The 14494-nt window shown below is 45.2% G+C and carries 10 protein-coding genes; 9 read left to right on the top strand and 1 reads right to left on the bottom strand.

Features of this window, described 5'->3' with window-relative positions:
• The first annotated feature begins 233 nt into the window (after positions 1-233).
• The gene (locus tag NST34_RS27335) at positions 234-5129 is read left to right on the top strand and encodes a carbohydrate binding domain-containing protein (protein ID WP_341129149.1); all 4896 of its coding nucleotides are present in this window, start codon (positions 234-236) and stop codon (positions 5127-5129) included.
• A gap of 59 nt (positions 5130-5188) precedes the next feature.
• Here the strand turns inward: NST34_RS27335 and NST34_RS27330 are convergent, their stop codons facing one another.
• Positions 5189-5749 (bottom strand): GbsR/MarR family transcriptional regulator, encoded by a 561-nt coding sequence (locus NST34_RS27330; protein WP_042191677.1) that lies wholly within the window; start codon positions 5747-5749, stop codon positions 5189-5191.
• A 259-nt stretch (positions 5750-6008) separates the two neighbouring features.
• Between NST34_RS27330 and NST34_RS27325 the strand changes: the two genes are divergently transcribed.
• From NST34_RS27325 to NST34_RS27290, 8 genes are all read left to right on the top strand, one after another.
• Positions 6009-7205, top strand: coding sequence for a quaternary amine ABC transporter ATP-binding protein (locus NST34_RS27325; protein WP_042191675.1), 1197 nt, complete (start codon positions 6009-6011; stop codon positions 7203-7205).
• Positions 7205-8038 (top strand): ABC transporter permease, encoded by an 834-nt coding sequence (locus NST34_RS27320; RefSeq protein WP_042191673.1) that lies wholly within the window; start codon positions 7205-7207, stop codon positions 8036-8038. The genes NST34_RS27325 and NST34_RS27320 overlap by 1 nt, the downstream gene beginning before the upstream one ends.
• Positions 8039-8053: 15 nt before the next feature.
• On the top strand, positions 8054-8923 hold the full coding sequence (locus NST34_RS27315; RefSeq protein WP_076300369.1) for a glycine betaine ABC transporter substrate-binding protein: 870 nt from the start codon (positions 8054-8056) through the stop codon (positions 8921-8923).
• Between the two features lie 264 nt (positions 8924-9187).
• Positions 9188-9799 (top strand): TVP38/TMEM64 family protein, encoded by a 612-nt coding sequence (locus tag NST34_RS27310; protein ID WP_076285278.1) that lies wholly within the window; start codon positions 9188-9190, stop codon positions 9797-9799.
• Between the two features lie 145 nt (positions 9800-9944).
• Complete coding sequence (gene yunB / locus NST34_RS27305) at positions 9945-11027, top strand: sporulation protein YunB (protein WP_445667678.1); 1083 nt, start codon at positions 9945-9947, stop codon at positions 11025-11027.
• A gap of 69 nt (positions 11028-11096) precedes the next feature.
• Complete coding sequence (locus NST34_RS27300; RefSeq protein ID WP_341129148.1) at positions 11097-12551, top strand: hypothetical protein; 1455 nt, start codon at positions 11097-11099, stop codon at positions 12549-12551.
• Positions 12548-13750 carry a hypothetical protein gene (locus tag NST34_RS27295; protein WP_341129147.1) on the top strand — a complete coding sequence of 401 codons (1203 nt, stop codon included), beginning with the start codon at positions 12548-12550 and terminating at the stop codon, positions 13748-13750. Before NST34_RS27300 ends, NST34_RS27295 begins: the two co-directional genes overlap by 4 nt.
• Positions 13747-14478 carry a glycosyltransferase gene (locus NST34_RS27290; RefSeq protein ID WP_341129146.1) on the top strand — a complete coding sequence of 244 codons (732 nt, stop codon included), beginning with the start codon at positions 13747-13749 and terminating at the stop codon, positions 14476-14478. The genes NST34_RS27295 and NST34_RS27290 overlap by 4 nt, the downstream gene beginning before the upstream one ends.
• Positions 14479-14494 lie beyond the last annotated feature (16 nt).

Genomic DNA, 14494 nt, shown 5'->3' with positions numbered 1-14494 from the left:
TTTTTTGAATGGAGTGAAGAGTAAAACAGTTGTTTTAAGTCTATTCTTATTACCGAAACAAGTCAAACGGATATTTTAATACTGAGATATATTCCGAAAAAAAATAATGTAAAAAAATTCAAAATTATATCTTTACAAATATGGAAATTTAAGCAACAATAACATTGTCGAAACCGATTTCGATTCTTCGCTTGAATTACGAATATTACGAAATTCGAGGAGTGATGTTTAGGATGAAGAGGAATTTCACGGCAGCAATAGCTGCTATGCTCCTTGTCACCGGGCTGCTATCACCGGTTGGGAGCATGAATGCTTCAACGGCAGAGCCATTAAAGGGAAACTCACCTGATTCAGCGGCAACGAAAGTGGAAAATGAAACAATCGATGTATTGAAAGCGTTTACGGATGTATCTCCAAGCCATTGGGCTGCAGGTCCATTACAGCGTTGGAGCGCAAATGGGATTATTAGTGGATATGACGATGGGTCGTTTCGACCGGGTAAGGAAGTCACAAAGGCAGAGTTCGCGGCTATTATGAATCGTATATTTAATTATCAGGAGCAATCGGATAAGCTTCCAGCGGATGTGCTGGCTACAGACTGGTATAAGAGTGATATTGCCAAAGGGATTACAGCTGGATATTTAAGCAGTGATAAGAATAACAATATTTATCCTTCACATGCGCTTTCGCGTGCTGAGGCGGCACTATCCTTGGAGAAAGTGTTTCGTTTCAATACGGACAAAAGTAGCACAGTAGCATTCACTGATTTGAACGGAGTCAGTGATGAAACTGCGAAAGCGATAGCAGCCCTATCGAGTGCTGGCTTTATTAAAGGTTATCCTGGAGGTTTGTTTAAGCCTGAGGGCGGAATTACACGTGGAGAGCTTGCTCAGCTTGCTGATCGAATGGTTTCGGGACTCATCTTAAAATCTGGAGAGACTTCGCTTGGAACAGTAAAGGGCAATGTAATCATTAATCATACCGATGTGGTTCTTAAAGATACTGTCATCCAAGGCAATCTTTATTTAACGGAGGGGATTGCCGAAGGGAATGCGAAGCTTGAAGGTGTAAAGGTAACAGGGACTACGTTTGTACGAGGTGGCGGTGAGCAGAGTATTGGCTTACACAATACTTCTCTTGGGCCGCTTCAAGTAGCCAAACTTAACGGGAAGGTTCGAATTTATGCCAGCGGTTCAACAGCTGTGGGTACTGTGCAGCTGCAATCCGGAGCTATCTTGGAAGAGAGTAGCGATCTTACGGGAGCAGGCTTTGGGGATGTTGAGATGAACGTCGTTCCTCATATTATCTCACTTCGAGGGATATTTGCAGCGGTTCGCTCGGCAGACTCAGCAGTCAGCGGTTCTTTGCTAAGAATCTCAGGAACTGTTGCCAGTCTTACGGTGGGCAGCTCAACGCAATTGACTCTGGAGAACAATGCACAGGTGGCCGCGTTAATCCTGACTGCGAGCGCTGGAGGCACAGCGATTCAAGGCAGCGGAAGCGTAACCTCAATAGATAACAAAGCCGATGGAGTAACGATTGGCGGCTCGCCATTAAAGAAAGGAAACACTAGTAAAACGACACTGCCAGTAGCAACTTCAGCCTCAAGCAGTTCTGGTAATGTTGGTCCAACACCAACCAACGATCCATGGACGCTGGTTTGGGGAGATGAATTCAATGAAGGGACCATTGATCCTACGAAATGGACCTATGACCTTGGAGATGGTTCGCAATTTAACAATCCAGGTTGGGGCAACAACGAGAAGCAATGGTATACAAGTGATGAGAAGAACGCAAAGATACAGGATGGTAATCTAGTGATTACCGCGCGTAAAGAAGCAGCAAGTGGCAAGGAGTACACTTCTTCGCGACTTAAAACGAAAGGTCTGTTTAGTAAGAAATATGGGAAATTCGAGATTCGGGCTAAAGCGCCTACCGGAAAAGGGTACTGGCCAGCGATCTGGATGCTGCCGGAGAACTACGAGTACGGAAATTGGGCTTCCTCTGGTGAGCTTGATATTATGGAGGGCTGGGGCAGCCGTCCTAATACAGTAGCGGGTACCATTCATTACGGCGGCGAATGGCCTAACAATGTATACTCTGGCAAAGAGTACGTGTTCCCGGAAGGCTCCACGATAGAACAATTCCATACGTACTCCATTGAGTGGGAGCCGGGAGAAATTCGCTGGTATGTAGATGGTGAGCTGTTCTTGACTAAAAATGACTGGTACAGCATCAGCAATGGACAGCCTGCGAATAATGCTTATCCAGCACCGTTCAATCAGGAGTTCCACCTGCTGTTAAATCTGGCTGTTGGCGGCAACTTTGATGGTGATCCAACACCAGAAACCGTGTTTCCAAAATCGATGCAGGTTGATTATGTCAGAGTCTATGAACTGACAGGCCGTGAGTATCGTGAGCCGGTACCAGTTACGCTGGATAAGGAGCCTTACTTGGAAGGCTCAAAGCTAGCACTTCCTGACGGAAACCTTGTCTATAACAACAACTTCACGGAGCAGGTTCCGGGAGATGATGGAATGGGCATACCGAATACTTCACACTGGGTTTTGTTTAAAGAACCAGGAGCTGATGCTACAGTTTCCACTGTACCGATTGGGGGACACAACTTCCTAAAGGTAAATATCAGTAATGCTGGAGGCAATGCCTATTCCGTTCAACCTCAAGCGATCGTATCCGTTGCAAAAGGTAGATTCTATAAGCTCAGCTTCGATGCGAAAACAGATGTGTCACGTAATATTAGCGTTAAATTAACGGGGGGAGAATCACGTGGCTTTGCGGCTTATTCTCCAGCACTTAAGGCAGAGCTGACTTCCGAGATGTCCCATTACGAAACGATGTTTCAAATGAAGGATAACTCAGATATTGCAGCACGGATAGAGTTCAATATGGGAACTAACGCTTCACCAGCTTGGTTAGGTAATGTCCGTCTGGAAGAGATAGATAGTATTCCTTTTGATCATGATGGAATAAAGACACCGCTCGGTAGCGGTAATCATCTGTACAATGGCACTTTTGATCTTGGTGAGCCCAATCGGATGAGCTATTGGCACGTAGAAACAGCCAATGATACAACGACCACTGCCAATGTAGATGATACAGGAAAGCTGAATCTGCAGATTGGCGGCAGCGAAAGTGGCGAAGTTCGATTGCTTCAGAAGGGAATTCAGCTCATACAGGGCCAAGATTATGAGCTTACCTTTAATGCTGCAGTATCCTCTGCACGTACTGCCATAGTTCAGCTTCTTGGAAAAGACGGCAGCGTACATGCGCAGCAGTCAGTTAATTTAGCCCAAGGTGAACAAGAAATAAAAGCAGTCTTCACCAACCTTGCAGGTACAACCGATCATGAGGGACAATTCGTGTTACTTCTGAACGGTGCTGCCGATACAGTCATCTTGGATAACTTCAAGTTGCTGCGCACGAGCTTTTATTATGATCCATCACTTGTCTACTACCCGCTGGTGAATGGTGAATTCAACACTGAATTTCATGCCTGGGATCGGCTGTTGACGGAGCAGGGCGGACAGAGCACTGCTACTGCTACAGATGGAACAGCGAAGTTTAACATTACGAATACGGGTAGCCAGCCATATTCCGTGATGTTGTTTCAAAATAACTTGAAAGCTGCAAGCGGGATAGATTATGTGCTGGAGTTTGATGCCAGTTCAACCATTGCCCGAAAAATCGGTGTGAATGTTGAAAATGCGTCTTATCAGGCTTCGTTCACAAATATTGTAGAGATTACACCAACAACTAATCATTACAAATATGAATTCCGTCAAGGTAGCAAGGACACCCTGTCTCTAAAATTCCTGCTTGGTAAAGTGGAGGGTGTTAGTATTGCCCAAAGCCATGATATTATCATCGATAACGTGAAATTTGAAATCAAAAATGCACCGGCCAAACCGCAGGAATTACTAAGCGATAGCAGCAATAACAGAGTTTCGCAGCCGATTGTGCTAACCTTCATAGATCATGAGGATTGGAGAAAGAAAATCGTTGCAGTGAAGGTTAATGGTATAATTCTTGAAACCGAACAGTACACCATTCAGCCTGGAAAAATTACAATCGATTCGGCAGTATTTCCATCCGAGGGCAGCTATACAATCACTGTAGAAGCTGACCACTACGCAAATGGATATGTGCTTCAGACGATACTTGCTAACGATAACAATCTAGTCATAAATGGCTCGTTCGGCAGTGGGAAGACAGGGTGGTCTACATGGTCTGGAGAAGGTGGTATTTCTGCGTTTGATGTGAAGGATGGCGTGGCAGAAATTTTGATTACGTCAGCAGGATGGGAGGCGTGGCATACACAATTTTACCAAGAGGGTATCCCACTGGAAGGCGGAAAAACGTATGAGGTGAGCTTTAAGGCGAAATCAACGGTTCCGCGGCAGATCATCCTAGAATACTCCAATACTTCTGCAGCTTCCGCTCAAGCTAAGTTTGATATTACTGCCGATTGGGCAACGTATGGCGCACAATTTATGGTGTCCAACAGCAATCCGCTGAAGCTGAATTATCTGATCGGCAAATCGCTGGGCACTGATCCTACGGCTAACAGTACGCCACATACGATTTCTTTTGACGATATTGTGGTCCGGGAGGTACAAGGTGGTCCGCCAGTGAACCCACCAAGCGGTACGCTGGATAATGGAACCTTTGATGTGGATTCCAAGGGGTGGAGCCAGTATTTTGATGGAATTGGATCTGCTGCTGTAAAAGATGGGGAATTTGTGATAGACCTGACGGGCACAGGGCAAGCTGCCTACAGCGCACAAGTGGATTACGAAAACTTGAAGCTTGTTCAGGGAAAGACGTACACCTTGAAGTTTAAGGCCCGTTCTACGGTAAACCGTAATATTCAGGTAGCTGTGGAGCATAAAGGCGGGGACTACAACAAATATATGGAAGCTGAGCTTATAGCTTTGACCCAGAGTATGAAAGAATTCAGCTACACATTTACCATGAACGGTGCGACAGACGCAGGGGCTCATTTGGTATTTTTACTAGGGCTTATTGATGGAAACAGTACGGAGACGAATAATGAAATTAGTGCGGGCAGCACGATTTATTTGGATGATGTAAGCTTAATCGAAAGTTAAACGAAAAAAACGGCAGTGTTTTCCTTTTTACAGGAGCACTGTCGTTTTTTGTTTTGGAATTAAGATTCTTCTTTAGGGATAAATTCGAAGATCTTACCATTCTCAAAGGATTCTATTAATTTTAGCAACCAGCGGTAGTAATTAATGGATTCGGTAATCTTCTCTTCATCTGTATTTAAGAGCTGCATAAGTTTACTATCGTCACTATACTCTTTTTTCATATCGTTAATTTCTGCAAGTGATTTCGCTAGTGAAATCATATTTCCTTCGACGGCTTTTCTCCATTTAATAGAGAAGTAATCACTGAAGTTCTGATGCCAGTCAGGCACAGTGGTAAACAGGTCTTTGCGAGTCCCTCTCCCCCAAACTTTATCGATCATTTTCAGATCTAGGAGGGTACGGACTCCCGTACTCATGGACGTTTTGCTCATTCCCATTGTTTTGCTAAGCTCGTCCAGTGTCACTGGACCTTGATTGAAATACATATAACCGTATAAATGCCCAATGGATAAAGTGATGCCGTATAGGTCCATATTTTTACCGATAGAGTCTATCACGCGTTCACGGGCCTTACTAATCTTCTCTATTTGTTCGGGTGTTAACCCTTCTAAATCGTTCATGATGTCCCTCCTGAGGAATAGGTCGATAGACTGCTGCAACCTTATACAATGTATTGTAATCAAATCCCCCTCCATAAGTAAAGAAATCATGAAGAAAGGAATTTGGTGTAAAACAGAGTATTCTATACATAAAGTACGTAAAGTTAAAACTGTACACTAAATTTTATCCGTATATGGTGTTTGCATGAATTTTCAATAGTCCGGTACACTACTATAAGTGAACTAAACCCGGATATATTTTCGGGAGAAGGAGGACGGCATGGCTATTATAGAGGTGAAAAAGCTAACCAAAGTATTCGGTCATGATGCGGGAAAGGCGATTCCATTATTAGAGCAAGGGTGGTCAAAGGAAAAGATCGCTCAGGAATTAAAGTTGACGGTCGGAGTCAACAAAGCCGAATTCAGCATTGAAGAAGGAGAAATATTCGTAATTATGGGATTGTCCGGCAGCGGTAAGTCAACGTTGGTTCGTTTGTTGAACCGTTTGATTGAGCCTACAGGGGGACAAGTCCTTTTTAAAGGAAAAGACGTCGTTAAAATGAACCCGGAGGAGCTTCGGCAATTTCGGCGCAAGAACATCGGCATGGTGTTTCAGAAGTTCGCATTGTTTCCACACCGAACGGTATTGGAGAATGCGGAATACGGACTTGAGGTTCAGGGCGTAGATAAAAAGAAGAGAACTGAACGGGCCATGGAGGCATTGCATCTAGTGGGTCTAAAGGGATGGGAGAACCATCGCCCGGATCAACTCAGCGGAGGGATGCAGCAGCGTGTAGGACTAGCAAGAGGACTTGCTAATGACCCAGATATCCTGCTCATGGACGAAGCTTTTAGTGCACTAGATCCGCTGATCCGTAAAGACATGCAGCAGGAGCTGCTGGAATTGCAGTCCAGAGTGAAGAAGACGATTGTGTTCATCACTCATGATCTAGACGAAGCCCTGCGGATTGGTGATCGGATTGCGCTGATGAAAGATGGTGTTATCGTGCAGATTGGTACACCGGAAGAGATTCTCATTCAACCTGCCAATAAATATGTAGAGCGGTTCGTGGAGGATGTGGACTTGTCCAAGGTGCTAACAGCAGCTCATGTGATGCGGCAACCGGAAACGGTTAGACCTGAGCGTGGACCTCGGGTAGCACTTCAATTAATGCGTGATAGCGGCATATTCAGCTTGTATGTGGTAGACAAAGAAAACAAGCTCTTGGGTGTTATTACAGCTGAGGACGCAGCACAGGCACTAAAGGATAATAAATCGATCCTAGAGGTTACACGGCGGGAGATCCCTCGTGTATATCCAGAAACGCTGCTCAATGATTTCTTTGAACTAATATCTGAGACACATTTGCCTGTAGCCGTCGTAGATGAAGCGGATAAATTAAAAGGCATTGTGATTAAGGGAGCCGTTCTTTCCGCACTCGCGGGTAACGCGGTACCGGAAGGAGAAGGATCTTAATGGACATTCCAAAACTGCCTTTAGGAAAGGCCCTCGAGTGGTTGGAAAACTGGCTAACTACGTATTGTGGCCCCTTGTTTGACTTTATCGCTACAATAATCGGTGGAATGGTTTCTGCAATTGAAGGTGCGCTGACCTTCCTGCCTGCATTAGTGCTTATCGTACTTATTGCAGCTTTGTCTTATTGGATTGGGAAATGGCGCATGGCTTTATTTGCGGTAATCGGACTGCTCTTAATCGATAATCTCGGATTATGGGGACCTTCGATGCAATCTTTAGCCCTTGTTCTAACCGCTTCGATATTGGCTGTAGTAATCGGCGTACCGATTGGTATTTTGTGTGCGCAGAGAAATGCGGTTAGAAATACAGTTACGCCTATTTTGGACTTTATGCAGACGATGCCGGCATTTGTGTATTTATTGCCAGCGGTATCTTTTTTCTCACTTGGGGTAGTTCCAGGTGTAATTGCATCGATCATCTTTGCGATTCCACCGACAATTCGTTTGACCAATCTCGGTATTCGTCAGGTTTCAGAGGAGTTAGTTGAAGCAGCCGATGCTTTCGGTTCAACACCAACTCAGAAGCTGGTTAAATTGCAGCTGCCGATCGCACTGCCAACGATTATGGCAGGCGTCAATCAGACGATTATGTTATCACTCTCGATGGTTGTCATCTCATCTATGATCGGTGCGCAAGGTGTAGGTGCCTATGTATACCGCGCGGTATCGCAGGCTAAGACAGGAGATGGGTTCGAGGCGGGGATTGCTATCGTTATTATAGCTATTCTACTCGACCGTTTAACGCAGAACGCACTAAAACCAAAACAGAGATAGGGGTTTTAAATAGATATGAAGAAAAAAAATATAGGTTTATTCCTGTTAGTGATTATGATGATTACTGTTATTGCCGGATGTTCATCCACTAGTAAAGAAAAAGTGAAATTGGCTTATGTGGCATGGGATTCCGAAATTGCGAGTACTTATGTTGTTAAAGAAGTACTTGAAACTAAGCTTGGAGCTACCGTTGAAATGCTGCAGGTAGATGCAGGCCCAATGTGGGCAGGGGTTGCTGATGGTAGTGCGGATGCTATGGTCGCAGCTTGGCTACCAAGCACGCATGCAGCTTATTTAGAGAAGTATGGTTCGAAAATCGAAGATTTAGGTGCTAATTTGAACGGAACTAAAGTTGGTTTAGCAGTTCCAGCGTACATGGATATTAATTCTATTGAAGACTTGAAGAACAGTGACCTGGCAGGTAAATTGAGCAATCGAATTATCGGAATTGAGCCTGGTGCTGGTATTATGACGACGACTGAAAAGGCTATTGCGGAATATGGTCTTAGTGAATATACGCTTCTAGAAAGTTCATCGGCAGCGATGGCTCAGGAGCTGCAAAAAGCCTATGACAACAACGAGCCTATCGTTGTAACGGGTTGGACACCACACTGGATGTTCGCCAATATGGACCTGAAATATCTGGAAGATCCAAAAGGTGTATATGGTGCGGATGAGCAAATCCATACGATGGTTCGTCAAGGTCTAAAAGAAGACATGCCGAATGTCTATAAGTTCTTGGATCAATTCGAGTGGACAGCAGAAGACATGGCGAAAGTAATGGTTGAGGTTCAAGGTGGGAAGTCACCAGAAGAAGCTGCTAAAACTTGGGTAGAAAACAACCCGGATAAAGTGAATGCGTGGATTCAAGGTGTAGAATTGTAAGTAGATAGAATTCTGTGGTATGATGTGAAGAATCAATGGATTACAAAAGTGTAACTTGTACGCTAACCACTGTTCTTTACAAATGCACTTCATAAGCAAAATCATTCAATAAAACACCCCGGAAGGGGTGTTTTTCTTGGGAATATAAGCAAAGTATTCAAAGGAATATCTATACTTTTCTTATATTTTAATGCTCACACTTATGCTTTAGCGAAGTAAATCAGGAGGCAGCTGCTGCAAGGAGTCAAGAGAGGAGACTGCTTCATGACAGAGACCATAAATACCTGGATAGATTGGCTGCTGCAAACGCTTGGCCTTAGTGGACCCTCTATTTTATTTGTGACGATTCCATTGGCGCTGTTGCAGAGTATATTAGGATTTTTTCCGTTCGTAATTTTGATTGTCCTCCATGTGTCAGTATTTAACGTTATTGGAGGTATGATAATTAGTTGGCTGGCTTGTAATCTGGGTGGAATACTGATGTACTTCCTCATTCGACGATACCTTTACAATTGGTTTGATCGAAAATGGAGGTCCAAGCTGAAAAGGTATGACAAATGGCAGCGTTACTTGGACCGATATGGAATTTGGACGCTGGTCCTTCTACGTACGATTCCCATTATTCCGAACAATGTAATCAATTTTATGTCCGCTGTTTCACCGATAAAAGCATCATCTTTTATTTGGGGAACCGTGCTTGGGAATCTGTCTTACATTTGGCTATTCGGTACGATCGGCTCAAGTCTAATTGTCCCTAGGGAAGAATGGAATGGATATATTACTTGGTATGCCGTGTTTATCGCTATTCTAATCGGTATCTTTATACGGCGGCACTGGGACCATCTACAGGAAGATAAACGGAGTAGAATGCACTAATATTAATTGATCATCAAATAAATGAAGAACGTTTCTTTGGCATTATCCGCCGGAGGGAACGTTCTTCTTTTTTGTCTTCTTTCCGAATACCTTAAACTAAGTGGAGGTGGCTTGACCTCTACGTAAGGTGGGAGGGACTATCGCAATGGGGAGATTAAGAAAATGGGGGAACCGAGGGCTAAGATTACCTGATCTAGGTCAGCTTCGGCTGCCAAAAATAAATGGGGGCGGGACGCCGAGGTTCTCTGGAAGAAGCTCCGCGTTCAAGTCAAAACCTAGTAGGGCAGCGGCAAGACCACAGAGTGCACGCTTTGAAGCTAAGCGAAGTAGAAGTCATATGAGATCATCCAGTAGGGCAGAGAGAAAGATGACCGTTTCCGGCGGAAACACGCGTAAGCCAAGAAGCCGGCGCAAATTTTGGTTGATTGCATCCTTGGTATTGATTGTGCTTGTACTACAAGCACTGCGATACGTGGAGCTGCACATGAAGCCACCTATCTTGCATTTAGCGCAAATTCGTGTGAAGCAAATCGCAACAGAGTCGATAAATAAAGCGATCACTTCACAAGTTGCGAACGGAGGAAATGCGGAGGAACTAATTGATTGGAAGACCGATAAGAACGGGAAAATATCAGGCTTTATGTTGAACTATGCGGAGCATATGCGTATTACTTCGCAAGCAGCAGAGGTAATCCAGACCACGTTGCAGGATTTGCATAATCAGACAGAATATATTCCGCTCGGTCAGGCACTAGGTAGTCCTCTCATCGCCTCTTATGGACCTGATATCCCGATCAAGATTGAACCGCAAGGTGCTGTTAAGGTTGAACTCAGCACTCGCCAGCAAAATGCCGGAATCAATATGATTTTAGTTGAGGTCTATATCCATATTGTTACGGAGGTAGCGGTGGTTATTCCTTTTGACATGGAACCCCAAGTAGTGGATACGGAAATTCCTGTGTCATATTTGATGGTCGTCGGAGACGTGCCTATGTATTACTACGATAATCAGGGTCAGCCTGTCGGAGCTAATGGCAGCAGTGCCCCTGGAATTGCTATTCCTGCACCATCTGTAAGTGGAGATAAAAATGGAGTATCAGATCAGAGCAAGGATACCCCTGGGAATAGCCAAGAGGATAGCAATTCATCACCAGCTGCACCCAATTCTTCGAATACAGGCGCAGCTCATACAGAAGAAGGCGGCAAAGGTTTAAATGGAGGGAATTAAGGGATATCGTGCTTAACCGCTCATAGACTATAGGTAGAGTTGCTTTAAATAAATGGAGCGTGAGTCCAAATGTCACATGAATCGCTGAATATGGAACGCTTGGCAGGGAGATATGGTTTCCTTGAACGTGCCGGACTTCTACCCCTGCCAAGTGAAGATGGGATTTCTATTGTAGTTGAGCTTAGCCGTATGGAATGTGCCAGGGTCTGTTTACCCCTGTTGCTGCGCCACTCAGGAGTGGCTGTGCGCATTATTGCTGTTTCAATGACGCCAGATTTCCCCATGGAGGTATTAGCAAGACAGTTCTCGCCAGAGGAACCAGTGCTCTTCCTACCCTATGAGAAGGAGGAGTATATGCCCAACCTAGCTCTGGCCCATATTGAGACCACCTTTGCTGTTCTGCTTGAAGATTCGATTATGGTATCGCCTGGCTGGTTAAGCGAGTTAATGTGGGCTTCCTTTGATGATGCTTCCGTTAGAGTCATTGCTCCGCGTTCTTCTACCGAGAGAGGGGAAGGGAAGAAACGGCTTCACTTTGGTACTCATCATGAATTAGCTGAGCATGTAAGCTACAGTCTTGGACGGTATCAAGGCGAATGGCGCGAGGTGGAAGTGCTAACCGGATCTTGTCTTCTATTCACTAAGGAATTGATTCAGCGAATTGGCGGCTTTGACACCTCGCTTCAAGCGCGGCATCTCATGATAGCTGACTGGTGTCTCCGAGCGCGGCAGATTGGAGCGAAACTGGCACTGAGTGAAGCTGTGTATGTTCATGCTATTCAGTCACTGGATAGATACCTGAGAACGAAGGACGAATCCAAACAGACTAATGGCTGGCAGACATACTACAAGAAATGGGCACTTGAAAGCGGGATAGAGAACGAAGGACTTTTAGTACCGCCTACTGAATCCTTAAAATCTCCACAGCCGGTTATACCATTGGGCAGGATACCCTTGGCTTCTCCGTTGGTAACGGCCATAGTGTATTGTGATGAAGCTTGGGATTGTGATGAGCTGAAGGAGCAATGGATAGCTGCACGGGAGCAGCAGAGCTACAAGTATATTCGCTGGGTTTGGATCAGAGATACTTTGGTGGACGCTGCTCCTGAGTTTCCGGTTAGCGAACATGATGTAGTGATAACGGTTCATGGTGAGGATGTATGGCTACGGGCGTTAAAGAACGCATCTGCATTATATGAGAGTGAGATCATTCTGTATTTGTCCACTTCTATCCAATATGAGAAACATTATATTGAGCGGGTGGTGAAGGCCATAACCCAAGGCTCCGCTGATCTGATCGTAAGTTTATCGACTGAAATGGAGGAAGCGGAGGTTCATTTGCTTGCAGGGGGAGATTCAGCGTTCACACTACCTCTTGAACGTGTTGCTTACAAAGGAGGGATCGTGCCTGGGATGATTAGCAACAGGAAGTTTACTTCCCGTCAATTGCTGCTTCACCCTAATGCCTCTCTGGTAATAGGCTATATTGGGGATTTGTCCGATTCCAAGGAGGCACACCCATGAAATATTTAATTCTAAGCGGAGGTTCTTGGGAGGACTACGAATATAAAAGATTGCTAGAGCTTCTTCCCGACCGGGAAGGGGTCTGCTTTGCTGGACGAATGACCAATGAGCAGCAGACTAACAATCAGATTAGGGCAGTTGCGGCTGCAGATATTTATTCTTTGAACATGAAGCAATACACGATTCTTGTCTCTTCTCCTTATTGGCTCTCAGAGGTTCTCTCCTTGCAGGCAGCTTATGTAGTGGCTCTGCTAGAACGTTGTCCGGAAGAAGAAAAGAAGTGTTTATGGGATAAATACAGCGGTTTGCTTGGCGCAAAGGCTGACCTTGTAGCTACCCGATCTGAACGGATATATCTAGAGCAGAGCTTACGGAGGGAAGGTGTGCTCTATCTCGGCGGGGATCAGCAGGAATCCTATGGAGTTACCTTTCAGGGAGATCGGCTGTATTTTCTTACGGATTATGAGGTGCTGTGGAGGAAGGCCATAATGAACTTGTGGCAGGATTCAACGATATCACCTGCTGATTGGGTTACTATACAGCTTGAGTTGCGGGCGGACTATTACATTTCCATGTGTGCTAAGCTGCCCAGTCAACCTGTTGTACATTACTTGGCAGCTTCCTATCTGTACTTGTTGGGGGATTCCGTAGCAAACCGCTATCTGGCGCAATCTTTTGAGCTCATGGTGCTGTATGAATATTTAGATTGCCTTCATTCACATTTTCGCTTTTTTTCGGCTATAGAGGGTAAGACTGGGGATTTGGAAACAGCTGTTCAACAATATACGATTACGGCATTTACAGCTGAGGAGAAGCGGGATGCGGAAAGACTGCAGGGCTGGCTTCACTCCGGGCAGTACGAACTTGTCCGGGCTGAGCTGTTTCGTTTGAATGAGGATGAAGCTGCGGCAGTACGAATTCTGAGTTCGCTCACTACCTCAGAGGCAAAGATGTTATTGATTCAGAATTATATTCGGACCTTCCAATGGGAGAAAGCGCTAGAGCTTCAGCAAGATTTGGAGGGAAGTGTTGATGGGGTTATAGAAGGCACAATACACTTGCTACATGGCAGACGGCATGAGGCTATACGCAGCTTCTTGAATGCGGCAGGGCAAGACAATCAGGCGTGGCCGCTTTTATCAGAGATGGCAGATCTAGAAGAGGCGGTAAAACGATTGAAAAGGAGAGTGGAGGGATGAGTAGTCATAGATGGCCTCTCCGCAAAACAGCAGGTAACCGCTTGACCGCTATGATGCAGGTTCGAAACGAAGCTGGAAGGTATCTGGAGCAGGTACTTGAAGAACTGAGTGAGTTTGTGGATGATATTGTAGTTGTTGATGATGGAAGTACAGATCATACGGCACAGTTATGTCGTTCTTTTGCCAAGGTTACGAAGCTTGTGACACTGGAGACCTCCTTGTTTAATCGGGAGTGGGAGCTAAGGCAGATATTATGGGATTTGGCGGTATCTACGAATCCGGATTGGCTCCTGTCTGTAGACGCTGATGAGTTCTATGAAGAGGCAGCTAAACGGGAGATGAGACGGCTGATTGATCAGGATGTGTATGACTGGGTATCTTTCCGGCTATTTGATTTCTGGGGTGGCACCACCCATTATCGTGAAGATGAACATTGGAATATCCATACGAAGCATACTCGTACACTTGTCCGATATTTGCCGAATTTTCATTATTTCTTCCCGAAAATGGATCATCATGTTCCTAGGCTGCCGCTTTCTTACTCTGTATTGCCGGGTTTTCTTGCCGAACTGCGGGTGAAGCATTATGGATGGGCGGTTCCGCCGGAAGAGCTTAGACTTAAATACTCGCGTTATATGGAGCTTGATCCAGAGGGGCGCTGGGGGAGTCTGGAGCAGTACCAGTCCATTCTAGATGCGCAGCCCCATTTGATCGAATGGAAAGAATAGCTCTGAAATTCGAATC

Source organism: Paenibacillus sp. FSL H7-0714, assembly GCF_038003765.1.
Classification (GTDB): domain Bacteria; phylum Bacillota; class Bacilli; order Paenibacillales; family Paenibacillaceae; genus Paenibacillus_AQ.
This window is presented reverse-complemented; position numbering and strand designations above follow the sequence as displayed.